Genomic DNA, 24,970 nt, shown 5'->3' with positions numbered 1-24,970 from the left:
CCAGCCGCTGTCCCCCGGCCGCCGGACGGCGTGGGGCAGGATGGCGCGGTGGAGACGGACGACCAGGAGCAGACCGAGGAGGCACCTCCCGGCTGGGTGTTGCGGACCCCGACCCGGTACCGGGAGGTCCTGGGGTCACCGGTCCTCGCACTCGTGCTGGCGGTCGTCGCCGTCCTGGTCGGGAGGACGTTCGGCGATGCACTCGCCCTCGTCACCGGGACCGTCGCCGGTGTGCTCGGGATCGCGTGCGCGGTGGTGCTCCTCGTCGCGGCGCTGCGGGCGTACCGGGAGCAGACGCGTGGCGCGTCGTGGGACCTGCACCGCGTGCGCGTCGTGGTCGGTGTCACCGCCGGAGCGGCGGTGATGGTCGCGAGTCTCGTCGTCGGGTTCCCGATCGCGGCGACGATCGGGGTCGTCGGTGGCTTCTCGCAGCTCAGTCGGTACGCCCGATCCGTGCCACGTTTCGACCTCTCGGCCGTGGCCTGGGCGTTCCTCGGCGTGGTCCTGAGCTGCGCGGTCCTCGTCGTCCTGGGACTCGTGCTCCCCGAGGGCCCGGTGCTCCCCGCCTGGCGCGCGGCGGTCTGGGTCGGTGGCGGCATCGCGGCAGCCGTGTTCGCCGCGGTGCTCGCCCTCGTGCACGCACAGCGGGCAGGCCGAGCCCCGTCGCGGTGACGGGCGGCGGCAGCCGACCGTCCGCGGAGCCGACGTCGACCGGTTCCGTCAGTCGGACGACCGCCGCAGTGCCGTCGCCAGGTGCGACCGCACCGGCAGGACCGCCGATTCCTCCTCCGGCGCCTGCGGCAGCGCTCCCAGCGAGAACGACTCGACGACGTCCGGCCCGAACAGCACGCACACCGACGACCCGCCGAACTGGAAGTACCCGAGCTCGTCGCCCTTGCCGACGTGCGCACCGTCCGAGATCCCCTCGCCGATCACGCACGAGGAGACGTCGGACATCCCGATGAACACGACCGCGATCGTCCCGATCGCGGGGTCGTCGGCGTCGATGAGCACGATCGCGCGGGTGGCGACGTGTGCCAGGTAGCCCTGTGACAGCTGCGGCTCGGCGGCGTCGGTGCCCTGCGACGAGGCCTCGGAGTAGTAGGTCCCCGGTTCGACCCAGGCGCGCAGGACCGTCCCGGCGACCGGGCTGTGCCAGCGGTGGTACTCGAGCGCGCTGAGGAACGCCTGCCACACGGTGCCGTCGACGAACAGGTCGGCGGTCTCGTCGCCGGCGAGCAGCTCCTCGACCGAGTACGGCTCCGCCTTCGCCCAGAACGCGTCGAGCCGGTGGACGCGACTGGCGATCCGGTACGGGGTGGCTTCGCAGGGGCTCACCACGACCGCGTCGTCGTCGGGCGCGGCGACCGGGCGCTCGCCGTCCCGGAAGCGCCGCGTGAAGAAGTCGTTCCACGACCCGAAGCCCCAGTGCTCGGCGTCGGCATCGTGCTCGAACCGGTCCATGCCGACCGCCCGACGAGCGGCATCGCTGCACCACCCCGAGGGTGCGTCCACGAGTACCTCGAGGGACTTGTCGCTCGACAGGAAGTCGCACCACCCCTGCAGGATCGCCCGGAGCGCGTCGTTCACGCGCGGGTCCCGGTAGAAGGCGAAGCCCGCCGGCGTGGCCTTCGTCCAGTCGAGCACCCCGTCGAGCGGCGTCATCACCATCTGCTCGTCGCTGAACTCGGGCGCGGTCGTGATGACCTCGTCGACGAGCTCGAGCAGCTCCCCGAACGACTCGAGGTGCCGGTCCTGGTACTCGCGACCAGCGGGGACCTGCTCGATCATCTGGTGCGCGTGCATCCGTAGCACGGGGTCGCCCTCGACGAGGTCGCGGAGGGCCGAGACCGCCGGGTGCAGGGCCCGGTCGGGGTCGCGCTCCTGGTGGCGTTCGCGACGCCCGCGGAGCCAGGCCTCGAGCCCGCTCTGGTCCTGCGGGAGCCATCCCGCGCGGCGTCGGACGTCCTGCTGCTGCGCTCCACCGGTCACGTCCCCGACGGTACTCACGCACCGAGGGAGCGGTCGCAGTTCCGAGGATGACGGACCCCGCCGATCCGTGGATCGGCGGGGTCTCGTCAGGTCGCGACCCGGTCAGCGTTCGACGGTGACCTCGGTGGTCGTGAGGTGGTCCCACGCGCTGGTGTGCGGGTTCGTCTTGGCGAGGAAGGTCAGCTTGTACCGGCCCGGCGCCTGGTAGACCTTCGCGGCGAAGCGGCCGTCGCGGACACGGTACTCACCGGCTCGCTTCCCGTTGACGAGGACCAGCACGGAGTCGCCCGGGGCCGTGCCCGTGTAGGTGACGAAGCCCTCCGAGTCGAGCTGCACCGCCCCCGACTGGTCGACCGCGAGCTCGGCGGGCGACTGCTCGCCACCGCCGGAGCCGCCAGCGTTGCCGTCACCGGGCGTTTCGCCGCCGCCGGAGCCTGCGTCGATGACGTTGTAGTGGAGGAGTTCGTGGGCGACGGTCTCGCCGTGCTCGGTGGCGGAGAGCGCGATGAACGCGATCTGGGCGCCGGCGACCGCGGGGATGTCGACGGACCAGCGGCTGTCCTCGACCTGGGTGGTCGCGAGGACCTGTTCGCCGCTGCCGTACACGGTGATCCAGCCGGCGGAGGCGCGGCCGGAGAGGGTGATCTTGCCGTCCTTCGGGGTGAGCTCGGCGCCCTGCTGCTGGTCGAGACGCAGCGACCGGGGGTCGACCTGCTCGCCGCCGTTGCCGTCGCCGGGCTGTTCGCCGCCGCCGGAGCCGCCGCCGTTGCCGTCGCCGGGCTGTTCGCCGCCGCCGGAGCCGCCGCCGTTGCCGTCGCCGGGCTGCTCGCCGCCGCCGCTCGACCCGCCGCCGAACGTGTAGTGGTCGTCGGACTCGAGCGACTCCTTCTCCCCGAGCACCTGCTTCGCCCGCACCTGGTTGTCACCCGCGCGGAACTCGACGGGGACCGTCGCGACCCCGTCACCCGAGGCCGTGACGACCTCCGAGCGGCCGTTGGCCACGACCGTCACCTCGGCGCCCGGGAGCGCGTCGTACCGCATCTCGTGGACGAACTGGCCGTGTGCGACCGCACGGGCGATCTCCTCCAGGCGGCGCTCCGAGCTGAGGTCGAGCGGCGCGGACAGGGGGAGGCCGCGGAAGTCGAGGTCGACGACGCGGACGGCCGAGGACTGCCCGGTGTCCACCGCGTAGCGCGCAGTGTCCTGACCGGTGGGCTTCACCTGGAACACGACCTGCTTCCGAGGATCGCCGCTCTTCGCGGCGACGGGCTCACCCGACGGGTCGAGGAGGCGCACGACCGTCGGTGCGTCGACGGTGACGCGCACCTCGACCCACTGCTGGTCGCCGACCCGCTGCGGGGTCTGCTGGACGTCGGTGATGGCGGATCGGGCCGTCGTCGCGGACGATGCCGCCGACCGAGCGTGCTGCTCGGGCGCGGCGAACGCGCCGGAGCTCGCAGCACCGACGGCGATGCAGCTCGCGAGGACCACGGCGGATCCGACGGTGAGTGGGCGGAGGTTCATGCTGTTCCCTTTCGGAGACTCAACGGACTCCGAAAGGCTATGTATGTGGAATACGGGATGCTGTCATCATGCCGAGTGTGATGCTCAGCGTCCCCGCCCGAACCGCGTGGTCACCCCCGGCGAGTACAGCACCGAGTCCGGCTCCAGTCCGGACAGTCCGAAGGGCAGCCCCGCAGCCGCCACCAGGTCGTCCCGCAGCGACACGAGGGACGCCCGGTGCAGCGGCCACGCCTCGTGCTCGTTCGGCCAGTAGCGTGTCGCGCCGACCCGCCGCACGTGCATGCCCCACCGTGCCGTCAGGAACGTCTCGAGGGGCGTCGGCTCGTCGACCGCGTCGCCCACCCGGACGTCGAAGGTCGACCGCAGGTGCGTCCCGTGCCGACGCATCGCGTAGCCCACCCGGCCGTCGGTCTTCCGGATCGCCGCGTGCGCCCACCAGTACGGCAGGCCCGTCGCGACCCGTGCGCCGATCGTCGGCAGGAGCTTCCCGGCGTCCAGTGACAGGAACGCGACGCCCCGACGGCCCTGGTCGTCGCGCGTGTAGACGCGCACGTTGACCTCGACGAAGTCGCCGACGCTGCCGGCCCGTCCGAGCCCGCCGAGCGGCGGGAAGCGCGTGTCCGTGAAGCGGAACCCGATGAGGCCCACCCAGGTGGTCGCGCCGTCGTCCGTCCCGTCCGGCGCCATCGTGTCCGGGTGCGCTCCGGCGGGCAGCAGCGGTGCCACCGCCGACACGTCGACGCGCCAGTGCACGAAGACCACGTCGAGCCAGTCCTGCGAGATCCACGGCGTCCCGCGCAGGGGCGGTGCCTCCGGCGAGACGGCCGGGAGGCCCGGCTCGCCCCCGCCCCGCTGTCCGGCGGTCACGAGACGGTCCCGTCGGTCGCGCGGGCAGCGTCCGGCGCGTCGTCCCACCCCTGCTGCGGGGTCGCGCAGGTCCCGCGGAACACGTACTGCGACGGGCGCTTCCGCTCGTTCGACACCCAGTCGATGGCGGGACGTCGACGCTCCGGCGGCAGGTAGCCGATCCGGTAGACGGCCATCAGCTCGAGCTCCGGCGGCACCGCGAGGAGCCGCTCGACCTCGGCCCAGGCCTCCTCGACCTCCATCGGGAAGGACACGAACTGGATCCCGAGGCCGAGCTCGGTCGTCGCGAGCCAGACGTTCTCCATCGCCGCGCCCATGCTGAACACGGAGTAGAAGGCGTTGCGCGCCTCCTTCCGGTACTCGTCGCGGTCGAGCATCACCCCGAGCAGGAGCGGCGACCCGGCGACGAGCTTCCGGTTCTCCTCGCCGAGGGTCTGCGGTACCCGGAGCGTGTTCATGAGGAGCTGCCCGCGCTTGGTGAACACCTGCTTCGTGAAGGGCTTGAGCGGTCCCGGCAGCTTGTCGAACAGCATCCCGTCCCGACGTTCGTCCATCTCGGCCTGCGAGAACCGGAAGTACGGACGGTAGCGCGTGAAGAACGAGCCCTCGGCCATCGTCTGCGTCATCGACCGGCCGCTGATGTCGGCGATGCGGTCGATGGTGTCGCGCTCCTCGACGATGACGAAGCGCCACGGTTGGCTGTTCAACTGCGAGGGTGCACGTCCTGCGAGCTCCATCAGCAGCCGCTGGTGCTCCTCGGACACCGGGTCGGGCAGGAACGCGCCGTTGGTCGTGCGCCGGCGTCGGATGGCCTCGAAGAGCTCCACTGCATCCCTCGTGTCTCGTCGTCGCGGTCAGCGCCGTGCGAGCAACGCCCCCAGGTAGGACGGTGCGGCGGCGACCGCGACTCTCCAGTGTGCTCCGGAGCGGGGGTTCGTGCGTGGAGCGAGGGCGAGGGGGACGAGCGCCGGCAGCAGGAACAGTGCGGAGCGGTCCCGTGTCCAGGCCGGGGTGGTCGCGGCGACCCCGGTCAGGGTCGCGGTCACGACGAAGAGGCCGTGGTGCACGACGCGGAGCTTCTCCGTGCGGATGACCCGGACCGCGACCGCGGTGCCCCAGAGGCAGTTCGTGACGTACGCGGCGGCGGCTGCGGCAACCAGGCGGCGGGCCGCCGGCGGACGCGTGGGAGTGGCGCCGCGCCTCCCGGCCGTCCTCCCGATTCCCACGACCGCGACCCTACGCGCGGGACGCTCGCAAGACGCAACGAGGGCGCTCCCTCGGACCGCTGTGCCGCTGCGCACCGTCGCCGACGTTGCGTTCCGCGGAGGAGACGGGGGCTACGCGGACTCGCGGGAGACGAGCTTCGACAGGACGATGGCGCTGCGGGTGTGGTCGACCTGCGGGGCCAGGCGCACCCGGTCGAGTGCGAGCTCGAGCGCCGGCAGGTCACGGGAGCGCATGTGCACGACGGCGTCGGCGCTGCCGGTGACGGTCCCGGCGTCCACGACCTCGGGCACGGTGTCGAGCAGCGTGCGGAGCTCGTCGGGGGAGACGGTGCCGCGGCAGTACAGCTCGACCCAGGCCTCGGTCCCGCGGTCCTCGACCGCGGGGTCGACCTTGATCGTGAAGCCCTGGATGACCCCGTCGGCGACCAGGCGATCGACCCGACGCTTGACCGCGGACGCGGAGAGGCCGACCACCGACCCGATGTCGCCGTAGCCGGCTCGGGCGTTCTCCCGGAGCTGGTCCAGGATGCGGTGGTCGAGCGTGTCCATGTTCGTCGATCGTACGCGGGGTTCTTGCGAGCCAGGTGCGTCCGACGCAGGAATCGTGCGTCACCCGAACGGGTGCCATGCGCTCGTGGACGGGGTACTGCACCGACCGGACCGTTCGTGTCAGACTGCTGCTGGCGTCGACCTGGTCCGCTGCGGTGAGTGAGCCTGCATCTCATCGGAGTGCTTCACCCGTGGTGGTTCCTGGCAGGCTCGGGCCCCGGTCCCAGGAGGACTGATGTCGAACACCGCAACCGAACCGCAGGCCGCACCGGCCCGTGTCGCCACGAAGCGCACGATCCTGATGTGCAAGCCGACGCACTACACGGTGAGCTACCGGATCAACCCGTGGATGCACCCCGAGGAGCCGACCGACACGTCGAAGGCCGTCGAGCAGTGGCAGTCGCTCGTCGACGTCTACGAGCAGCTCGGCTTCGACATCTCGTACATCGAGCCGATCGAGGGCCTGCCCGACATGGTCTACGCGGCCAACGGCGGCTTCGTGCTCGACGGCGTCGCGTACGGCGCGAAGTTCCAGTACCCCGAGCGCCAGCCCGAGGGACCCGCGTACATGGACTGGTTCCGCAGCGCTGGCCTCACCGTCGCCGAGCCCGAGGAGACCAACGAGGGCGAGGGTGACTTCCTGCTCATCGGCGACACGATCTTCGCCGGCACGGGCTTCCGCTCCGACAGCACCTCGCACGAGGAGCTCGCCCGCATCTACGGCCGCGAGGTCGTCACCCTCAAGCTCATCAACCCGAGCTTCTACCACCTCGACACCGCCATCGCCGTGCTCGACCCGGAGCCCGACGCGACCGGCCGTTCGAACATCGCCTACCTGGAGAGCGCCTTCGACGAGCCCTCGCTGGCGATCCTGCGCGAGCGCTTCCCCGACGCGGTCATCGCGACCGAGGAGGACGCCGCGATCCTCGGCCTCAACTCGTACTCCGACGGCTACAACGTCGTGATCGCATCGCGTGCGACGACCTTCGCCGAGCAGCTGCGTGAGAAGGGCTACAACCCGATCGGTGTCGACCTGTCCGAGCTGCTGCTCGGCGGCGGCGGCGTGAAGTGCTGCACGCTCGACCTGCACCCCGTCGGCACCGGCACCTCGGTCGCGCGGTAACCGTGAGCACCGCGACCGGAGCCGGCACCCACGCGGGTGCCGGCGCGTCCGGCGACGCCACCGTAGCCGGTGGTGCCACCGCCGCCGCGCTCGCCGTCGAGGACCGCTCCCTCGCCCACAACTACAGCCCGCTGCCGGTCGTCATCGCGTCCGGCCAGGGTGCGTGGGTGACCGACGTCGACGGCAAGCGCTACCTGGACGGACTCGCCGCGTACTCCGCGGTGAACTTCGGCCACGGCAACCCCCGGCTGCTCGACGCCGCCCGGGCCCAGCTCGACCGGGTGACCCTGACGAGCCGCGCGTTCGTGAACGACCGGCTCGGACCCTTCGCCGCCGCTCTGGCATCGCTGACCGACACCGAACTCGTGCTCCCGATGAACACCGGGGCCGAGGCCGTCGAGTCCGCGATCAAGGTGTCGCGCGCCTGGGGCTACCGCGTCAAGGGCGTGCCGGCCGGGCAGGCCACGATCATCGTCGCGTCCGGGAACTTCCACGGGCGCACCACCACGATCGTGTCGTTCTCGGACGACCCCTCGGCCCGCGACGACTTCGGTCCGTACACGCCGGGCTTCCGCACGGTGCCGTACGGCGATGCAGCGGCCCTGCGGGAGGCGATGGACGAGACCGTCGTCGCCGTCCTGCTCGAGCCGATCCAGGGCGAGGGCGGCGTGGTCATCCCGCCCGAGTCCTACCTGCCCGAGGTCCGCGCGGTCTGCGACGAGTTCGGTGCGCTGTTCGTCGCCGACGAGATCCAGTCCGGGCTCGGGCGCACCGGGCACACCCTGGCCGTCTCGCGGGTCGGTGTCCGACCCGACCTGATCACGCTCGGCAAGGCCCTGGGCGGCGGCATCGTCCCGGTGTCGGCCGTCGTCGGCTCCCGCGAGGTGCTCGGCGTCCTGCGTCCCGGCGAACACGGTTCGACGTTCGGCGGCAACCCGCTCGCGGCCGCCGTCGGGTCCGAGGTCGTCGCGATGCTCGGCGAGGGCACGTTCCAGCAGCGGGCGCTCGACGGCGAACCGCTGCTCCGTGGGCTGCTCGACGAGCTCGTCGGGCACGGGGTCGTCTCGCACCGGGTCGCCGGACTCTGGGCGGGGATCGACATCGACCCCGCGCTCGGCACCGGCAAGGAGATCGCGCACGACCTGGCCGACCGCGGCGTGCTCGTGAAGGACACGCACGGGTCGACGATCCGTTTCGCGCCGCCGCTCGTCGTCACCGACGACGAGGTGCGTCTGGCGATCGGGACCCTCGGCGAGGTGCTGGCCGCTCGATAGACGCGACCACCCGACGGACGGGAGGCGCGGTGCCAGCGGGTGCCGCGCCTCCCGTCCGTCGCGCTCGGCCGCGCCCGCGTCGCCCACCGCGCCCGCGTCGCCCACCGCGCGCGTCTGCACCAGTCGGCACAACCGGAGGCACGTCGCGCCACGCGATTCCGTGGCGCGACGTGCCGCCGGTTGTGCACCGGCGCCTCGCGCCGTGCGCCGCGTACGTCGCGCCGTGCGCCGCGCGCGCCGCACCCGCCCCGCGTCAGCGCACCTGCCAGCGCTCGACGAGCTGGTCCATCAGCCCGTCGAGGTGCTCGTCCGTCACCTGGCGCGACGGGTCGGCGTCGAACCACGCGACGATCTCCCGCGCCCCCTGCCGGATCGACGTCGTCTGCGCGAACTCGGGCACGAGCGTCTGCACCTTCGTGTTGTCGAAGACCGAGGTGTTCGCCTTGTCCCCGAGCAGGCTCGCGCCCCAGTCGGCGTCGAGCGCGTCGATCGCGTCGGCCGGGACGTGCACGAGCTGGAGGTCCTCGACCCCCGCGGCCGCCGCCAGCTCGTGGGCGATGCGGTCCCAGGTCGGGGCCTCGTCGCCGGTGATGTGGAACGCCTCGCCGATCGCCTCGGCACGGTCGAGCAGCCCGACGAACCCGACCGCGAAGTCCCGCGCGTGCGTGATCGTCCACAGCGAGCTACCGTCGCCGGTCACGACGATCGGCTTGCCCGCACGCATCCGTCCGAGCACCGTCCACCCGCCCGAGAACGGCACGAGGGTCTCGTCGTAGGTGTGCGACGGCCGGATGATCGTCATCGGGAAGTCGTCCTCGCGGTACGCCTTCGTGAGCAGGTCCTCGCACGCGATCTTGTCGCGGGAGTACTGCCAGAACGGGTTCTTCAGCGGCGTCGACTCGGTGATCGGCAGGTGCGTCGCGGGCGTCTGGTACGCCGAGGCCGACGAGATGAAGACGTACTGGTTCGTGCGACCCGTGAACACCTCGATGTCCCGCTGCACCTGGTCGGGCGTGAACGCCACGAAGTCGATGACGACGTCCCAGTGCTGGTCGCCGATCGCGGCTTCCAGCGCGGTGCGGTCGGACACGTCGGCCTGGAGGCGCGTCACGGCATCCGGGATCGGCCGCTTGTCGGTCGTGCCCCGGTTGAGCACGGTGACGTCGTACCCCTGCTCGACGGCTTCGCGGACGCACGCGGCGCTGATGATGCCGCTGCCGCCGATGAACAGCACGCTCGGTCCCGACATGGATGCTCCCTTGCTCCCGGCGGTGCCGCTGTGCACCGCGCCCCTGCGATCCTGCCCCTCATCCGCTGGGTCGGGCGTCGAGGACCGCGCTGAGCGACGTCACGTCCGCCGCCCACTCGGCGGCGGCGGGGTGGATCCAGCCGAGCAGCTCGAGCGCATCGTCGAGGTCGCGGTGGAGGTCCCGCCCCGTGCACTTCCGGGCGCCGCTCACCGCGCGTCGCTCTGGCCCGTGCCTTCGCCAGGTCGCGGCGTCCCGGTCCGTCCAACGGCGCGACGTCGAACCACGTCGCCTCTCGACGCCGAGATCTTGCCCAGCGCCGCAGTTCGGTGTCCATGGCGTTCCTTGCCACGACGTCGACGACACCGGTCAACTCCGTCACGGCGGCAGCAGCCCGCATGTTCCACTCGTAGAGCCGGAGCGCTCCCGCCACCCGCCCCGCAGATCGCTCGTAGGACGCCAGCCGCTCCCTGGTGAGCACCTCGACGAGCGCGTCGTCGCGTGTGACCTGCCGTCCTTCCACCGACGATCCCCCTCCGTGTAGCATCGTTCCCGAAGACCCCGGAACGATCACTGGCCTCGGCCACATCGCCGGGGTTTCGTCTTGCCCCGAGCAACTGATACTTCACGGTAGCGGCTCCGGAGTGAACGGTGGAGGCGGCACGGTCGACGCGGACTACCGTCACGGGTCGGGGCGCACCGACGCGCTCCACGACAGGAGTGACACGCACATGGAGTACCGCTACCTCGGCAACTCGGGCCTCAAGGTCTCCGAGATCACCTACGGCAACTGGCTCACCCACGCATCCCAGGTCGAGAACGACGCGGCGATCGCCTGCGTCCGGGCCGCGCTCGACGTCGGCATCTCGACGTTCGACACCGCCGACGTCTACGCGAACACCGGGGCCGAGACCGTCCTCGGCGAGGCGCTCAAGGGGGAGCGGCGCCAGTCCCTCGAGATCGCCACGAAGGTCTTCGGTCCGACCGGCCCGAAGGGGCACAACGACACCGGGCTGAGCCGGAAGCACATCCTCGAGTCGATCGACGGCTCGCTCGAGCGGCTGCAGACCGACTACGTCGACCTGTACCAGGCGCACCGCTTCGACCACGAGACCCCGCTCGAGGAGACGATGCAGGCGTTCGCCGACGTCGTGCGACAGGGCAAGGTGCTGTACGTGGGCGTCTCGGAGTGGACCGCGGACCAGCTCCGGGCCGGGGCCGAGCTCGCGAAGGACCTCGGGTTCCAGCTCATCTCGAACCAGCCGCAGTACTCGGCGCTCTGGCGGGTCATCGAGGGCGAGGTCGTCCCCGCGTCGAAGGAGCTCGGGATCTCGCAGATCGTCTGGTCCCCGATCGCGCAGGGCGTCCTGACGGGCAAGTACCAGCCCGGTCAGCCCCTGCCGGAGGGCTCGCGCGCCACCGACGACAAGGGTGGCGCGAAGATGATCGAGCGGTTCATGAACGACGAGACGCTCTCGGCGGTGCAGGAGCTCAAGCCGATCGCGGACGAGCTGAGCCTGTCGATGGCGCAGCTCGCGGTGGCCTGGGTGCTGCAGAACGAGAACGTGGCGTCGGCGATCATCGGTGCCTCGCGTCCGGAGCAGGTGCACGACAACGCCGGCGCTGCCGGGGTGCAGATCCCCGCGGAGCTGATGTCCCGCATCGACGACGCCCTCGGGTCGGTCGTCGAGCTCGACCCGGCGAAGACGAACGACAGCAGCCCGAAGACCCGCGAGGCCTGAGGCTGCGAAGCCGCAGCGGTCCCGCTGCACAACCGGAAGCACGTCGCGCCAGGGAAGTCCGTGGCGCGATGTGCTTCTCGTTGTGCGCGAGCAGGTCGAGCCGCCGAAGTGCGACGAGCGACGGATGACGAGCGCGGCCGAGCACCGGGCGCGGGAGCCCCGCAGCCCGCGCCGGGAACGCAAAAGAGCCCCTCACTCTCGTGAGGGGCTCTTCACCGTGGCTGGACACGGCATCGATCCGTGGACCTTTCGATTTTCAGTCGAACGCTCTACCAACTGAGCTATCCAGCCGTGGCGACCCTGACGGGACTTGAACCCGCGACCTCCGCCGTGACAGGGCGGCACGCTAACCAACTGCGCTACAGGGCCATATTGTGTTGTGTTCGGTGTCGTACTGCTGCTTGCTCACTCACGTGGAGTGACCCCAACGGGATTCGAACCCGTGCTGCCGCCGTGAAAGGGCGGTGTCCTAGGCCACTAAACGATAGGGCCGCAAGCTGCGCCGTGCGCTACCGGGAGTCAAGCATACGGACGCTCTGCGTGATGCACAAATCGAGTGCCCCCGAGCGTGCATCCCCGGCGTGTCGCGCTGTCCCGATGGGCATCAGCCGGGCGCTCGGTGCGACCATCATGGGCGGCCGAGGCCCTCGCTCGGGGGTGTCCCTGCCGTGACCCGTGTTGTTACTGTTGCGTCTGTTGACAGTGTGGCGTGCCCGAGCCTCGCCGCACCGTTACGAAACCGAGACCATGTCGCCTGCACCCCACCGCATCCCCCGCCCCCGCTCCCGCCGCCGCGTCATCGCCGCCGCGGTCGCCGTCGTGCTCTCCGCCGGGGCACTCGCCGCGGTCGGCCCGGTCTCCGCGGCATCGGCTGCCGGGTACCCCAGCTGGTCGGACGTCGAGCAGGCCAAGGCATCGAAGGACGCCCAGCAGGCCAAGGTCACCGAGATCAAGGCGCTCCTGCAGGACCTGACCGCGAAGGCATCGGCCGCGCAGCAGGAGTCCGAGGCGGCCGGCACGGCGTACCAGACGGCGCAGACGAAGTACGACGCGGCGACGCTCGAGCAGCAGACGCTGCAGCACCAGGCGGACGATGCCGACCGCACGGCGAAGCGTTCCGAGGAGCAGGCCGGGCAGCTCGCCGCGCAGCTCGGTCGCGCGAGTGCGAACGACGTGACGACCGACATCCTCACGCACCCGTCCGACTCGGGTGACCTGCTCTACGAGCTCGGCGCGATGTCGAAGCTCACGGAGCAGGCCGACGGCATCTACTCGCAGGCCTCGCAGGACCGCGGTGTCGCCCAGGGCCTCGCCGACCGTGCCGAGCAGGCGAAGGAGGCCCTCGGCACCCTCGCCGACGCGGCCCAGGCGAAGATGCAGGCGGCCCAGGACGCCGCCGACCGGGCACAGACCGCGGTCGACGCGCAGGCGGACAACAAGGCCCGCCTCGAGGCGCAGCTCACCCTGCTGACCACGAACGCGAAGGACGTCGAGGCCGAGTACGACAAGGGCGTCGCTGCCGAGAAGGCCCGTGAGGCGGCCCGGGCTGCGGCGGCCGCGAAGGCTGCCGAGCAGGCGGCCGCGACGGGCCAGGGCGGTTCCGGCGGCGGGGCCCCGAACTCCTCCGGGTGGGTCCGTCCCGCCGGCGGGTACCAGACGAGCCCGTACGGCTACCGCGTCGACCCGTACACCCACTACCGGGCACTGCACGCCGGCGTCGACCTCGCGCCCGCCTGCTACGCCCCGATCTACGCCGCCCACGCCGGCACGGTGACGTTCGCGGCCAACGGCGGCGGCTACGGCAACGAGGTCGTCCTCGACAACGGCGGCGGCATCTCCACCGCCTACGGGCACATCGTCGACGGCGGCATCCTCGTCTCCGTCGGGCAGCACGTCGAGGCCGGACAGCAGATCGCGAAGATCGGCTCGACCGGTTGGTCGACCGGATGCCACCTCCACTTCGAGACCCGGGTGAACGGCTCCGCCGTCGACCCGGTCCCCTTCATGGCAGCGCGGGGGATCTCGGTATGAGCAACAGCGCCGTCGAGAGGCCCTGAGCGAGACATGAAGCCCTCCACCCTGTCCGGCTGCACCGCGGTCGTCGCCGTCCTCGGCATCGGTCTGTCGGTCGTCCTCGCCGGTCCCGCCCAGGCAGCTCCCTCGGCCCCGAGCTGGGACGACGTGCGCCAGGCGAAGGCCGACACGGCGCAGGCCCAGACGACGGCGGACGAGCTGAGTGCCCGGCTGCAGACGCTGCAGGACGCCGCGGACAGCGCCGAGGTCTCCGAGCTCCAGGCGGCGCAGGACTACGCGATGGCGGTGTCGCAGCAGCAGGAGGCGCAGGCGTCCCTCGACGACCTGACGGCGCAGGCGAAGCGTGCCGAGCGGCGGGCGGACGAGTCGGCGGCCCAGGTCGCCGGGCTCGTGGTCGAGCTCTCCCGCACGGGCGGCGGTGACCTGTCGACCTCGATGCTCGTCGACGCCTCGGACGCGAAGGACCTGCTCTACCGCGTGGGAACGGTCTCGCACCTGTCCGAGCGTTCGGCCCGTGTGCTCGCGCAGGCACAGACCGACCAGAACACCGTCGAGTCGATCGCCGCGCAGCAGTCGGCGGCGACGAAGGCCCTCGCCGCAGCGACCACGAAGTCCGAGCGTGCCCTCGACGACGCCAACGACGCGTCCGCCTCGGCTCGTGCCCGGGTGCAGCAGCAGCAGGACGAGCAGTCCGAGGTGCTCGACCAGCTGGCGTTCCTCAAGGGGACGAGCAAGGCGACCGAGACGGCGTACTGGAACGAGCAGCAGGCGAAGCGGGCCGAGCAGCAGCTCGCTGCGAGGACCGCCGCCGCCTCCCGTGACACGGCACCCAGCGCCGGCGACTCCGGTGGCAGCAGCGACCCCGCGTCGCCGTCCGTGCCGTCGCGCCCGAGCTCGAACCAGCCGAGCACGACGCAGCCGAACACGAGCCCCTCGCGCCCGAACACGAGCCCCTCGCGCCCGAGCACGAGCCCGTCGCGCCCGAGCACGACGCAGCCGAACACGACCCCGTCACGTCCGGCGCCCGCGCCCGCGCCTGCTCCGGCCCCCGCGCCGGCGCCGGCCCCCGCTCCGGCCCCCGCACCGGCACCGGTCTCGAGCCCGTCGAAGGCCGCCGGTGCCATCGCGTACGCCCGCGCCCAGCTCGGCAAGCCGTACCTGATGGGCGGGGCGGGCCCGAGCACCTGGGACTGCTCCGGCCTGGTGATGATGGCGTACAACTCGCAGGGCATCGCGACCGGCGGGCACAACGTCGTCTGGCAGTACAACCACTTCGCGTCGATCGGCCGGCTCGTCCCGCTGTCGCAGCGCCAGCCGGGCGACATCCTCTTCTACTCGTCGAACGGCAGCGTCTCCGGCGCCTACCACGACAGCATCGTCACGAGCTACGGCACGATGGTCGAGGCCGCCCGCCCCGGTGTCGGCGTGGTCGAGCGCGGCATCTGGTTGCCGAACCAGCTCCTGCCGTACGTCGCCCGCCCGAGCGGCTCGCTCTAGCCCGAGCGACCGGCCGGCGACCGGCACCGACGACCGGAGTCCGAGCGACCGGCGACCAGCACGAACGACAGCGCCCGCGCTCCCCTCGGGGAGCGCGGGCGCCGTCGTTCGTGCGAGCGTCAGTGACCGGCGGGCACGTACGCGGCCTGGCCGGCCTGCACGATCGCCTCGGCCTCCGCGGCGTCGCCCCAGCCGTCGGCCTTGACCCACTTGTTCGGCTCGAGGTCCTTGTAGCGCTCGAAGAAGTGCGCGATCTCGGCCTTGGTCTGCTCGTCGACGTCCGAGATGTCCTGGATGTGCTGCCAGCGCGGGTCCTTCGCGGGGACCACGAGGACCTTCGCGTCGTTGCCGGCCTCGTCGCTCATCTTGAAGACACCGACGGGGCGGACCTTCACGCCGACGCCCGGGAACACCGGGTACTCGAGCAGCAGGAGCGCGTCCACGGGGTCGCCGTCGTCGGCCAGCGTGTTCTCGAAGAACCCGTAGTCGGTCGGGTAGACGAAGGACGTGAACAGCACGCGGTCGAGGTACACACGACCGGTCTCGTGGTCGACCTCGTACTTGTTGCGGCTGCCCTTGGGGATCTCGACGACGACGTCGTACGCGGTCATGGTGCGCTCCTGGTCTCATGTGCGGGAAGAAAGCGCGGCTAACGTTACCGGGTGAACACTCCGCGTCCCCGGTTGGACCCGGCCGTCGCCGCGACCCGGCTGGCGGTCCGGACGCTCCTCGCCCAGGCTCGTGACGAGGGGCTGCTGCACCGCGGCGACCTGGTCACGGTCGCGCTGAGCGGGGGAGCGGACTCGCTCGCGCTCGCCGCGGCCACCGCGTTCGAGGCACCGAAGCAGGACCTGCGGGCCGGCGCGGTCGTGGTCGACCACGCGCTCCAGGCGGGCAGCGAGGCGGTGGCGAGCCGTGCCTCCCGGACGGCCGCGTCGGTGGGTCTCGACCCGGTGACGGTCCGCAGGGTCGCGGTCGGCACGGACGGTGGTCCGGAGGGCGCCGCCCGGGAGGCACGGCACACCGCCGTCGCGGAGGTCGCCGCCGACACCGGGTCACCCCTGGTGCTGTTCGGCCACACGCTCGACGACCAGGCCGAGACCGTGCTGCTCGGCCTGCTGCGGGGCAGCGGCCCGGACGCGCTGTCCGGCATGCCGCCGCTCGCGCGACGCGCGACCGGGCCGGCGTACGGCCGGCCGCTCCTGGGGGTCCGCCGGCACACGACCCGGCAGGCGGCGGTCGCCGCGGGCCTGGTGCCGTGGGACGACCCGCAGAACGACGACCCCGCGTACGCACGGGTGCGCGTCCGGAACACGCTGATGCCGGCGCTCGAGCGGGAGCTCGGTGCGGGGGTGCCCGAGGCGCTCGCCCGCACCGCCGAGCAGCTCCGCGAGGACGCCGCGGCACTCGACCACTTCGCCGAGGAGATGGCGGAGGACCTCGCCGAGCACTCCGAGGCAGGCATCTCGCTCTCCGTGCCGGAGCTGCTGGCGAACCCGCCGGCGCTCCGGCAGCGACTCGTCCGCCTGGCGGTCGAGGGGGAGTTCGGCGTGACGCTGTCCCGCACGCAGACGCTCGAGGTCTGCCGGCTCGTGACCGACTGGCGCGGGCAGGGCCCGGTCGACCTGCCGGGGGTCCGGGCGTCGCGCGAGGGCGAGCGCATCGCGTTCGCCGCCCGTTAGAGTGCTCTGGTGGAACTCTCCGACGTCCAGGCAGACCTGTCCGAAGTGCTCTTCACCCCCGAGCAGATCGACGAGAAGCTCGCCGAACTCGCCGCGGTGGTCGACCGTGACTACGCGGGGAAGGACCCGTTGCTCGTCGGCGTGCTGAAGGGCGCCGTCATGGTCATGGCGGACTTCTCGCGGCACCTCAAGATGCAGGCGCGCATGGACTGGATGGCGGTTTCGTCGTACGGCTCCGGCACGAAGTCGTCCGGCGTCGTGCGGATCCTCAAGGACCTCGACACCGACCTGCACGGCCGCGACGTCATCATCGTCGAGGACATCATCGACTCCGGCCTGACGCTGTCCTGGCTGAAGCAGAACCTCGAGTCCCGCGGTGCCGCGAGCGTCGAGATCGTCGCGCTGCTCCGCAAGCCCGAGGCCGCCAAGGTCGAGGTCGACGTGAAGTACGCCGGCTTCGAGATCCCCGACGCGTTCGTGGTCGGCTACGGCCTGGACTTCGACGAGCGCTACCGCAACCTGCGCGGCATCGGCGTCCTCGCGCCGCACGTCTACTCCTGAGGCCCGCCGGGCCGTCCGGACCACGGGCGGCCCGTACGGCTTCCTCCGGGCACGGGTGGAGTTCGCCCGCAGAGGACACCCATTCTCGCCACAGAGTCACCGCCGTATGCTGACCTCCACGCAACTCCGGCAGAGAAAGGTGTCGGGCCATCGCGCCCGGATCACATGAACTTCAAGCGCATCTTCCGCGGCCCGTACCTCTACGTGCTCATCGCGCTGGTCGGCATCTTCATCGGCTGGAGCGTGATCGCACAGTCCGGCACGCAGCAGATCGACACCCAGAAGGGTCTCGAGCAGCTCGCCGACGGCAAGGTCTCGTCCGTGGTCGTCAACTCGACCGAGCAGCGCGTCGACCTGACCCTCAAGGACGGCAACGCGAAGGAGCAGTTCTACTACTCCACGCCGCGTGGCGAAGAGGTCGTCTCGGCCGTCAACGACGCGAACCTGCCCGACGGGTACAACGACGTGGTGAACCAGGGCAACTGGTTCCTGTCGCTCCTCGGCATCATCCTGCCGTTCCTCATCATCGGCGCCCTGTTCTGGTTCCTGCTCTCGAGTGCCCAGGGTGGCGGCTCGAAGGTCATGCAGTTCGGCAAGTCGCGCGCGAAGATGAACAACAAGGAGAACCCGCAGGTCACCTTCGCCGACGTCGCCGGTTCGGACGAGGCGATCGAGGAGCTCCACGAGATCAAGGAGTTCCTGCAGGAGCCCGCGAAGTTCCAGGCGGTCGGCGCGAAGATCCCGAAGGGCGTGCTCCTGTACGGCCCTCCCGGCACCGGCAAGACCCTGCTCGCACGCGCCGTCGCGGGCGAGGCCGGCGTGCCGTTCTACTCGATCTCCGGTTCGGACTTCGTCGAGATGTTCGTCGGTGTCGGTGCGAGCCGCGTCCGTGACCTGTTCGAGCAGGCCAAGCAGAACGCCCCCGCGATCGTCTTCATCGACGAGATCGACGCCGTGGGTCGCCACCGTGGTGCCGGCATCGGCGGTGGCAACGACGAGCGCGAGCAGACGCTGAACCAGCTCCTCGTCGAGATGGACGGCTTCGACGGCAAGACGAACGTCATCCTCATCGCGGCGACGAACCGCCCCGACGTCCTCGACCCCGCGCTCCTGCGCCCGGGCCGCTTCGACCGCCAGATCGGCGTCGACGCCCCGAGCCTGCAGGGCCGCAAGCAGATCCTCGAGGTGCACGCGAAGGGCAAGCCGCTCGCCGCGAGCGTCGACCTCGAGCTCCTCGCCCGCAAGACGCCGGGCTTCACCGGTGCCGACCTGGCGAACGTCCTCAACGAGGCCGCCCTGCTCACCGCCCGGTCGAACGCGCAGCTCATCGACAACCGCGCCCTGGACGAGGCCGTCGACCGCGTCATGGCGGGTCCGCAGCGCCGCACGCGGATCATGTCCGACCAGGAGAAGCTGATCACGGCGTACCACGAGGGTGGTCACGCCCTGGCCGCCGCCGCGATGCGCCACACCGACCCGGTGACGAAGATCACGATCCTGCCGCGCGGTCGCGCCCTCGGCTACACGATGGTGCTCCCGCTCGAGGACAAGTACTCCGTGACCCGCAACGAGCTCCTCGACCAGCTCACCTACGCCATGGGCGGCCGCGTCGCCGAGGAGATCGTGTTCCACGACCCGACCACGGGTGCGTCGAACGACATCGAGAAGGCCACGTCGACCGCACGCAAGATGGTCACCGAGTACGGCATGAGCCGTGCCGTCGGTTCCGTCAAGCTCGGGTCGGGCTCGAGCGAGCCGTTCGTCGGCCGCGAGATGGGCGGCAGCAGCGGACGCGACTACTCGGAGAACATCGCCGAGACGGTCGACGCCGAGACCCGTGCCCTGCTCGAGGCGGCCCACGACGAGGCCTACCAGGTGCTCAACGACAACCGCGACATCCTCGACCGCCTGGCCGGCGAGCTCCTCGACAAGGAGACGCTGGACGCGCCGGAGCTCGTCGAGATCTTCAAGGACGTCCGCAAGCTCCCGGAGCGCCCGCAGTGGCTCTCGAGCGACCGTCGTCCGGTCTCGAACCTGCCTGCGATCGAGTTCCCGGGCAAGGCTGCGTCGACCGCGGCGGAGCAGGGCGACACCGAGTCGTCGTCGAAGCCTCGTCGTCGCCCGTTCGGCAACCCCGGTATCGCCCCCGCGTAGGCCGGCATGACCGACCTGCCGACGAGACGCTCCCGTCGCCTCGCCGAGGCGGACCGCGCCCGTGCCGCCGAGCACGAGGCGCGGACCGCCGCGGCGGAACCGCCGACGGTCGCGATCGACCTCCGTGCGCCGGCACCGGTGCCCGAGATCGTGACCGGCCGGCGGCGTGACCGCGCGTCGAGCGGCAGCGCCGGCGGACCGGACGACCGCACGCGGGTGATGGGCATCCTCAACGTCACGCCGGACTCGTTCAGCGACGGCGGCCTGCACCTGGCGGTCGACGCCGCGATCGCGCACGCCCGCGACCTCGTGGGCGCCGGAGCGGACCTGGTCGACGTCGGCGGCGAGTCGACCCGACCCGGTGCCGACCGGGTGCCCGTGGCGGTCGAGCAGCAGCGCGTCCTGCCGGTCGTCCGGCAGCTCGTGTCCGAGGGCATCGCGGTGAGCGTCGACACCATGAACGCGTCGACCGCCGAGCGCGCGGTCGAGGCCGGCGCCGCGATCGTCAACGACGTCTCGGGCGGCCTCGCCGATGACGACATGGCGAGGGTCGTGCGCGACACCGGTGCCGGCTTCGTCGTGATGCACTGGCGTGGGCACAGCGACCGGATGCACCGGAACGCCGAGTACACGCACGCGGTCGAGGAGGTCCGGCGCGAGGTCGAGCTCCGCGTCGCCGAACTGATCGTCCTCGGAATCCGCGAGGAGCAGGTGGTCATCGACCCCGGCCTCGGCTTCGCCAAGCACGGCGCCCAGAACTGGGAGATCCTGGCCGGGTACGAGCGCTTCGCCTCGATCGGCCTGCCGGTGCTCGTCGCCGCCTCTCGCAAGCGGTTCCTCGACGGTGTCGGCAGTGCTGCCGGCGCACCGCCGCGCGACCGCGACCTCGCCACCGCCGCCATCAGCCTGCTCGCCGCCGAACGCGGCGCGTGGGGGGTGCGCGTGCACGACCCCGCACCGACCCGTGCGGTGCTCGACGTCTGGGATGCCTGGAGGGCAGCACGATCGTGAGGGACACCATCCGACTGACCGGGGTCCGTGCCCGGGGGAACCACGGCGTGTTCGACCACGAGCGCGCCGACGGCCAGGACTTCGTCGTCGACGTCGCGGTCGAGGTCGACGCCCGGGTGTCGTCGGGGTCCGACGACCTGGCCGACACCGTGCACTACGGGGTCGTCGCCGAGCAGGTCGTGGCCGAGATCGAGGGCGGGCCCGTCGACCTCATCGAGACCCTCGCCGAGCGCATCGCGTCCGCGGTCCTCACCCACCGGGCGGCGCTCGCGGTCGAGGTCACCGTGCACAAGCCCCAGGCGCCGATCACGGTGCCGTTCTCCGACGTCTCGATCACGATCCGCCGCACCCGCGGTGGATCGGTGTCCCACGAGGAAGAAGAGTGAGCCGGGCAGTCATCGCCCTCGGTGCGAACCTCGGGGACCGCGGGAGCACCCTGCGGGCCGCGGCGCAGGCGATCGCGGCCGTGCCGGGCATCCGGCCGGTGGCGTCGAGCCACGAGGTCGAGTCCGTCGCCCTGACGCTCGACGGGCTCGACGACAGCAAGCCCCGGTACCGCAACGGCGTCGTCGTGGTGGAGACCGACCTGGCGCCGCACGACCTGCTCGACGCCCTGCACCGCATCGAGGACGACCACGGACGCACCCGCGAGGTCCGCTGGGGCGACCGCACCCTCGACCTCGACGTGATCGCCGTCGACGACCTGCTGATCGACTCCGGGACGCTCACCGTCCCGCACCCGCGGGCGGGGGAGCGCGCGTTCGTGCTCGCACCGTGGCTCGACGCCGACCCGGACGCGGTCCTGCCCGGCGCTGGACGCGTCGCGGACCTGCTCGACGGACTCGGCGACGACACCGAGCGCGTCGACGAGCCCCGGCTCTTCGACGCCGTGCCCGGGTCGGGGTCCGCCGCGTGAACCCCACCCGCGCCTCCACCCTGATCAGCGTCGCGGTCGTCGCCGTCGTCGCCGGGTTCGCGCTCGACGCCGTCCTGGCCTCGCGCCAGGCGCCCACCCTGCTGCTCTCGACGCCCCTCGGCGTGACGCTCGCGCTGATCGGCGTCGCGGTCGTCGCGATGGCTCGACCCGTGCGCCGCCACGCCCGCGACGGCGCGACCCGGCAGCACCCCGTCGACCCGCTCTACGCCACGCGCGTGGTCGTCCTGGCGAAGGCCTCGAGCCTGGCCGGTGCGCTCTTCGGGGCGTTCGCGGCCGGGCTGTTGCTGTACCTCCTGACCAGGTCGGCCCTGCCGCCGCTAGGCTCGGTCCTGCCGAACGCCGTCGCGGTCGGGGGCGGTCTCGTGCTCGTGGTGTGTGCGCTCGTCGCCGAGCGGATGTGCATGGCGCCGCCACCGGGCGACGACGACGACGACCTGCCGCGGGGTGGGACGACGGCGAACTGACCGACGACCGCAGGAGGCCGTGATGCCGCTGGAACGACTCGACGAGCCGGGCCTCGGCCTGACCGGGACCACGTGGACGCGGGTGTCGCCGAAGCTCGTCTGGACGGAGCTCGTCAGCACGATCGTGGTCGGGGTCGTCGTGACCGCCGGGTGCGTGCTCTTCGCGGCGCTCTTCGGCGGGTTCGGGGGCGCCGCCGGCACGGTGTGGAGCTGCGTCGCGATCGTGGTCGCCCTCGTCGCGCTGGTCACCGCCGTCCTGACGCCCCGTCGGGTCCGAGCGATCGGCTACGCCCTGCGCGACGACGACCTCGTGCTGCGCCGCGGGCTCATGTGGCAGCGCTTCACCGCGGTGCCGTACGGCCGCATGCAGCTCGTCGACGTGAACCGCGGACCGCTCGACCGGATCCTCGGGCTCAGCGAGCTGAAGTTCGTCACCGCGGCCGCCGCGACCAACGTGCGGATCCCGGGCATCCCCGCCGCCGACGCCGACGAGCTGCGCGACCGGCTCGTCGAGCTCGCCGAGTCCCGCCGCGCCGGGCTCTAGGGAGTCGTCGTGACGTTCCGACCCGGACCGCCGCCGCCCGCGCCCCCGCGGCGTGGCGATGCTGCCGCTGCCGCTCCGCTGACCGACGGCGAGTGGCACCGCCTGCACCCGCTGACGCCGCTGCTCAAGGGCGGCATCTTCCTCATCGTGATCCTCGGGTACGTGCTCAACAACCTGCGGGACCAGCTCCTCGAGTTCTTCGTCCCGGGCGGCGCACCGCAGGACGACGGCGACCCGGTCCGCTACGTCTGGGAGCACGGCGCCGTCGGCTGGGTGCTGCTCGGGATCGTGGTGCTCCTGGTCGTGCTGATCGGACTGTTCTACGTGTCCTGGCGGATGCACGAGTTCCGCGTGACCGGCGACGTGGTCGAGGTCCGCTCGGGCGTGCTGTTCCGCAGCCACCGCAAGGCGCGGCTCGACCGGATCCAGGGCATCAACATCTCGCGGCCGGTGGTCCCGCGGATCTTCGGGACGGCGAAGCTCGAGATCGCCCAGGCCGGCAACGACGCCAACGTGCAGCTCGCGTACCTCGGTGCGCGGGCAGCCGACGACCTCCGGCAGCGCATCCTCGTGCTCGCCTCCGGCGCGCAGGACGACGAGGAGACGGCCCGTCGCGACTCGAACGGCGTGCTGCAGGACCGTGTCGGCGAGCTCTTCTCGCCGGAGCTCGACCCCGCCGCCGTGCACGCGACGCGCATCGTCAAGGTGCACCCCGGACGCCTGATCGCGTCGATGCTGCTCTCCGGGACGACGGTGTTCTTCGTCGTGGTGATCGTCGCGATGATCGTCAGCATCGCGATCACGGGTGAGTACGGCATCCTGATCGGTCTGTTCCCGGTGGTGATCGGTGCCGGCGGCTACACCGTCCGGAAGTTCTCGCGCTCGCTGCAGTACACGATCGCCGAGACCCGCGACGGCATCCGGATCGGCTTCGGTCTCGTCTCGACGTCGAACGAGACGCTGCCGCCCGGGCGCATCCACGCGGTGAGCGTTGCGCAGCCGCTGCTCTGGCGTCCGTTCGGTTGGTGGGACGTCCGCATCAACCGTGCGACGAACGCCGGCAACGGGGCGTCGAACAACCAGCAGGTGTCCTCGATCGTGCTGCCGGTCGGTCGCGCCGAGGACGTCCGCGAGGTCCTCGACATCATCCTGCCGGGGCTCGTCGGCACCGCGGTCGCCGGACCGACGGCGTCGCGCGAGGAGCTCCGCGAGGGCTCGTCCGAGGCGGTCAACGTCGTCGACGACAGCCTCACGACGACGGGGGACCGCGGCGGGTTCGTGCACTCCCCGCGTCGCGGCGCCTGGCTCCGCCCGTTCTCGTTCCGCCGCAACGGCTACCGCTTCGTGCAGGGCGCGGTGCTGCTCCGTCTCGGAGCCGTCTGGCGCTCGCTCGTGATCGTGCCGCTGCCGCGCGTGCAGAGCGTCAAGGTCGAGCAGGGGCCGCTCGAGCGGGTGCTCCGGCTCGCGACCGCACACGTCCACACCGTGTCCGGTCCCGTCTCGGCGCGGATCGGCGCGCTGGACGCGCTCGACGCCCAGCGCCTCTGGTCGGAGAGCGCGCACCGCGCCGTCGAGGCCGCGGCGGTCGACACCACGCACCGCTGGCGCGCCCGGGAGGCCCGCCGCACCCCCGCCACACACGCCCCGGACGGACAGGTGGTGGCGACCGCCGCCGACGCAGCTCCCACGGGAACGTGGCGGGCCGACGGGGGGACGCAGGCCGTGCCTCCCGGCCGCTGGTCCGACGTGCCGCCGCCCGGAGCGCTCCGGTGAGGGCCGGACGACTCGGCGTCGGCATCGTCGGCGCGGGCCGGGTCGGACCGGTGCTCGGGGCGGCCCTGGCGAACGCCGAGCACGCCGTCGTCGGTGTGACGGCCGTCTCCGACGCGGGCCGCGACCGCGCCGAGGCGATGCTCCCCGGTGCCCCCGTCCTCGCGACCCCCGACCTGGTCGAGCGCAGCGAGCTCGTGCTGCTCGCCGTCCCGGACGACCAGCTCGCCGGACTCGTGCAGGGCCTGGCGGACGCCGGGATCTGGCAGCCGGGCCAGCTCGTCGTGCACACCAGTCCGGACCACGGTGTCGACGTCCTGCGGCCCGCCCTGTCGGCCGGCGCGATCCCGCTCGCGATCCACCCGGCGATGGCGTTCACCGGCACGAGTGTCGACCTCGCCCGGCTCCGGGACGCCCACTGCGCGGTGACCGCCCCGGCGCCCGTGCTGCCGATCGCCCAGGCGCTCGTGGTCGAGATGGGTGCGGAGCCGTTCGTCGTGTCCGAGCAGGACCGGCCGGCGTACGCGGATGCCGTGCGCGCCGCGGTGTCGTTCTCGACCGCCATCGTGGACCAGTCCGCCGGGACGCTGTCCGGCATCGGCGTCGAGCGCCCCGGACGCGTGCTCGGCGCCCTCGTGCGCTCGGCCGTCGACAACGCGCTGGCCGCGGCCGACGGTCGGGCGGACCACTAGCGCCCGCTCCCCGCCGACACCGGGCGGGCCCTGCACGCCGAGGGTCGGCGCGGGGACCGGCGGGAGCGGAGCGGCCGGTA

General features: G+C 72.0%; 25 protein-coding genes and 3 tRNA genes. 16 read left to right on the top strand and 12 right to left on the bottom strand.

Annotated features, from left to right (window positions below):
* Positions 1–48 precede the first annotated feature (48 nt).
* Complete coding sequence (locus tag M3677_RS06130; protein ID WP_251154329.1) at positions 49–672, top strand: hypothetical protein; 624 nt, start codon at positions 49–51, stop codon at positions 670–672.
* 48 nt (positions 673–720) lie between these two features.
* On the opposite strand, the gene M3677_RS06125 is transcribed toward M3677_RS06130, so the two are convergent.
* The 6 genes from M3677_RS06125 to M3677_RS06100 form a co-directional block, all read right to left on the bottom strand.
* Positions 721–1,992 carry a phosphatidylserine decarboxylase family protein gene (locus M3677_RS06125; protein ID WP_251160043.1) on the bottom strand — a complete coding sequence of 424 codons (1,272 nt, stop codon included), beginning with the start codon at positions 1,990–1,992 and terminating at the stop codon, positions 721–723.
* 102 nt (positions 1,993–2,094) lie between these two features.
* Positions 2,095–3,516 carry a hypothetical protein gene (locus M3677_RS06120; RefSeq protein WP_251160042.1) on the bottom strand — a complete coding sequence of 474 codons (1,422 nt, stop codon included), beginning with the start codon at positions 3,514–3,516 and terminating at the stop codon, positions 2,095–2,097.
* Positions 3,517–3,600: 84 nt separating this feature from the next.
* Positions 3,601–4,383 carry a DUF2071 domain-containing protein gene (locus tag M3677_RS06115; RefSeq protein WP_251160041.1) on the bottom strand — a complete coding sequence of 261 codons (783 nt, stop codon included), beginning with the start codon at positions 4,381–4,383 and terminating at the stop codon, positions 3,601–3,603.
* Positions 4,380–5,210 (bottom strand): nitroreductase family protein, encoded by an 831-nt coding sequence (locus M3677_RS06110; RefSeq protein WP_066651387.1) that lies wholly within the window; start codon positions 5,208–5,210, stop codon positions 4,380–4,382. Before M3677_RS06110 ends, M3677_RS06115 begins: the two co-directional genes overlap by 4 nt.
* A 27-nt stretch (positions 5,211–5,237) precedes the next feature.
* Complete coding sequence (locus M3677_RS06105; RefSeq protein WP_251154325.1) at positions 5,238–5,609, bottom strand: hypothetical protein; 372 nt, start codon at positions 5,607–5,609, stop codon at positions 5,238–5,240.
* A 111-nt stretch (positions 5,610–5,720) separates the two neighbouring features.
* Positions 5,721–6,158 (bottom strand): Lrp/AsnC family transcriptional regulator, encoded by a 438-nt coding sequence (locus M3677_RS06100; RefSeq protein WP_058729711.1) that lies wholly within the window; start codon positions 6,156–6,158, stop codon positions 5,721–5,723.
* A gap of 235 nt (positions 6,159–6,393) precedes the next feature.
* Here M3677_RS06100 and ddaH point away from each other — a divergent pair, with 235 nt between their 5' ends.
* Both ddaH and rocD read left to right on the top strand, forming a co-directional pair.
* Positions 6,394–7,281, top strand: coding sequence for a dimethylargininase (gene ddaH, locus M3677_RS06095; protein WP_209684620.1), 888 nt, complete (start codon positions 6,394–6,396; stop codon positions 7,279–7,281).
* Positions 7,282–7,283: 2 nt separating this feature from the next.
* The gene (rocD, locus tag M3677_RS06090) at positions 7,284–8,555 is read left to right on the top strand and encodes an ornithine--oxo-acid transaminase (protein WP_251160040.1); all 1,272 of its coding nucleotides are present in this window, start codon (positions 7,284–7,286) and stop codon (positions 8,553–8,555) included.
* Positions 8,556–8,808: 253 nt separating this feature from the next.
* Here rocD and M3677_RS06085 read toward each other — a convergent pair whose 3' ends face one another.
* Complete coding sequence (locus M3677_RS06085; RefSeq protein WP_251160039.1) at positions 8,809–9,804, bottom strand: SDR family oxidoreductase; 996 nt, start codon at positions 9,802–9,804, stop codon at positions 8,809–8,811.
* Positions 9,805–9,862: 58 nt separating this feature from the next.
* A complete protein-coding gene (locus tag M3677_RS06080; protein WP_251160038.1) occupies positions 9,863–10,015 on the bottom strand; it encodes a hypothetical protein in 153 nt (50 codons plus the stop codon).
* A 518-nt stretch (positions 10,016–10,533) separates the two neighbouring features.
* On the opposite strand from M3677_RS06080, the gene M3677_RS06075 reads away from it, so the two are divergent.
* Positions 10,534–11,544 (top strand): aldo/keto reductase family protein, encoded by a 1,011-nt coding sequence (locus M3677_RS06075; RefSeq protein WP_251160037.1) that lies wholly within the window; start codon positions 10,534–10,536, stop codon positions 11,542–11,544.
* 218 nt (positions 11,545–11,762) lie between these two features.
* Here M3677_RS06075 and M3677_RS06070 read toward each other — a convergent pair.
* The 3 genes from M3677_RS06070 to M3677_RS06060 form a co-directional block, all read right to left on the bottom strand.
* Positions 11,763–11,835, bottom strand: a tRNA-Phe gene (locus M3677_RS06070).
* Position 11,836: 1 nt separating this feature from the next.
* A tRNA-Asp gene (locus M3677_RS06065) sits at positions 11,837–11,913 on the bottom strand.
* 50 nt (positions 11,914–11,963) lie between these two features.
* A tRNA-Glu gene (locus M3677_RS06060) sits at positions 11,964–12,036 on the bottom strand.
* 255 nt (positions 12,037–12,291) lie between these two features.
* Here M3677_RS06060 and M3677_RS06055 point away from each other — a divergent pair.
* Entirely contained in the window at positions 12,292–13,575 is a 1,284-nt protein-coding gene (locus M3677_RS06055) for a M23 family metallopeptidase (protein WP_066651398.1), read from the top strand.
* Positions 13,576–13,608: 33 nt separating this feature from the next.
* Complete coding sequence (locus M3677_RS06050; RefSeq protein WP_251160036.1) at positions 13,609–15,075, top strand: NlpC/P60 family protein; 1,467 nt, start codon at positions 13,609–13,611, stop codon at positions 15,073–15,075.
* A 119-nt stretch (positions 15,076–15,194) separates the two neighbouring features.
* On the opposite strand, the gene M3677_RS06045 is transcribed toward M3677_RS06050, so the two are convergent.
* The gene (locus tag M3677_RS06045; protein ID WP_066651400.1) at positions 15,195–15,686 is read right to left on the bottom strand and encodes an inorganic diphosphatase; all 492 of its coding nucleotides are present in this window, start codon (positions 15,684–15,686) and stop codon (positions 15,195–15,197) included.
* Positions 15,687–15,737: 51 nt separating this feature from the next.
* On the opposite strand from M3677_RS06045, the gene tilS reads away from it, so the two are divergent.
* From tilS to M3677_RS05995, 10 genes are all read left to right on the top strand, one after another.
* Entirely contained in the window at positions 15,738–16,757 is a 1,020-nt protein-coding gene (gene tilS, locus M3677_RS06040) for a tRNA lysidine(34) synthetase TilS (RefSeq protein WP_251160035.1), read from the top strand.
* Positions 16,758–16,766: 9 nt separating this feature from the next.
* Positions 16,767–17,318: a hypoxanthine phosphoribosyltransferase gene (gene hpt / locus M3677_RS06035; RefSeq protein WP_031272831.1), complete on the top strand. Its 552-nt coding sequence runs from the start codon at positions 16,767–16,769 to the stop codon at positions 17,316–17,318.
* A gap of 165 nt (positions 17,319–17,483) precedes the next feature.
* The gene (ftsH, locus tag M3677_RS06030) at positions 17,484–19,472 is read left to right on the top strand and encodes an ATP-dependent zinc metalloprotease FtsH (protein WP_066651404.1); all 1,989 of its coding nucleotides are present in this window, start codon (positions 17,484–17,486) and stop codon (positions 19,470–19,472) included.
* Between the two features lie 6 nt (positions 19,473–19,478).
* The gene (gene folP, locus M3677_RS06025; protein WP_251160034.1) at positions 19,479–20,483 is read left to right on the top strand and encodes a dihydropteroate synthase; all 1,005 of its coding nucleotides are present in this window, start codon (positions 19,479–19,481) and stop codon (positions 20,481–20,483) included.
* On the top strand, positions 20,480–20,869 hold the full coding sequence (gene folB, locus M3677_RS06020; RefSeq protein WP_066651406.1) for a dihydroneopterin aldolase: 390 nt from the start codon (positions 20,480–20,482) through the stop codon (positions 20,867–20,869). Before folP ends, folB begins: the two co-directional genes overlap by 4 nt.
* Positions 20,866–21,399, top strand: a complete 534-nt coding sequence (gene folK, locus M3677_RS06015; protein WP_235426411.1) for a 2-amino-4-hydroxy-6-hydroxymethyldihydropteridine diphosphokinase — start codon at positions 20,866–20,868, stop codon at positions 21,397–21,399. The genes folB and folK overlap by 4 nt, the downstream gene beginning before the upstream one ends.
* Positions 21,396–21,884 (top strand): DUF3180 domain-containing protein, encoded by a 489-nt coding sequence (locus tag M3677_RS06010; RefSeq protein WP_066651410.1) that lies wholly within the window; start codon positions 21,396–21,398, stop codon positions 21,882–21,884. The genes folK and M3677_RS06010 overlap by 4 nt, the downstream gene beginning before the upstream one ends.
* Before the next feature lie 22 nt (positions 21,885–21,906).
* A complete protein-coding gene (locus M3677_RS06005; RefSeq protein ID WP_209684606.1) occupies positions 21,907–22,428 on the top strand; it encodes a PH domain-containing protein in 522 nt (173 codons plus the stop codon).
* 9 nt (positions 22,429–22,437) lie between these two features.
* On the top strand, positions 22,438–24,201 hold the full coding sequence (locus M3677_RS06000) for a PH domain-containing protein (RefSeq protein ID WP_251160033.1): 1,764 nt from the start codon (positions 22,438–22,440) through the stop codon (positions 24,199–24,201).
* Entirely contained in the window at positions 24,198–24,890 is a 693-nt protein-coding gene (locus tag M3677_RS05995; RefSeq protein WP_251160032.1) for a Rossmann-like and DUF2520 domain-containing protein, read from the top strand. The genes M3677_RS06000 and M3677_RS05995 overlap by 4 nt, the downstream gene beginning before the upstream one ends.
* Positions 24,891–24,970 lie beyond the last annotated feature (80 nt).

This window comes from Curtobacterium sp. P97, from assembly GCF_023712445.1.
GTDB lineage: Bacteria > Actinomycetota > Actinomycetes > Actinomycetales > Microbacteriaceae > Curtobacterium.
The sequence above is the reverse complement of the archived record's forward strand: the minus strand, read 5'-3'. Positions and strand labels throughout refer to the sequence as shown.

Bases quoted from the DNA above. Each gene is read 5' to 3' on its own strand.
- M3677_RS06050 (WP_251160036.1), top strand. From the start codon at position 13,609: ATGAAGCCCTCCACCCTGTCCGGCTGCACCGCGGTCGTCGCCGTCCTC.
- M3677_RS06045 (WP_066651400.1), bottom strand. From the start codon at position 15,686: ATGACCGCGTACGACGTCGTCGTCGAGATCCCCAAGGGCAGCCGCAAC.
- M3677_RS06055 (WP_066651398.1), top strand. From the start codon at position 12,292: ATGTCGCCTGCACCCCACCGCATCCCCCGCCCCCGCTCCCGCCGCCGC.
- M3677_RS06075 (WP_251160037.1), top strand. From the start codon at position 10,534: ATGGAGTACCGCTACCTCGGCAACTCGGGCCTCAAGGTCTCCGAGATC.
- M3677_RS06100 (WP_058729711.1), bottom strand. From the start codon at position 6,158: ATGGACACGCTCGACCACCGCATCCTGGACCAGCTCCGGGAGAACGCC.
- M3677_RS06085 (WP_251160039.1), bottom strand. From the start codon at position 9,804: ATGTCGGGACCGAGCGTGCTGTTCATCGGCGGCAGCGGCATCATCAGC.
- folP (WP_251160034.1), top strand. From the start codon at position 19,479: ATGACCGACCTGCCGACGAGACGCTCCCGTCGCCTCGCCGAGGCGGAC.
- M3677_RS06005 (WP_209684606.1), top strand. From the start codon at position 21,907: ATGCCGCTGGAACGACTCGACGAGCCGGGCCTCGGCCTGACCGGGACC.
- ftsH (WP_066651404.1), top strand. From the start codon at position 17,484: ATGAACTTCAAGCGCATCTTCCGCGGCCCGTACCTCTACGTGCTCATC.
- M3677_RS06120 (WP_251160042.1), bottom strand. From the start codon at position 3,516: ATGAACCTCCGCCCACTCACCGTCGGATCCGCCGTGGTCCTCGCGAGC.
- ddaH (WP_209684620.1), top strand. From the start codon at position 6,394: ATGTCGAACACCGCAACCGAACCGCAGGCCGCACCGGCCCGTGTCGCC.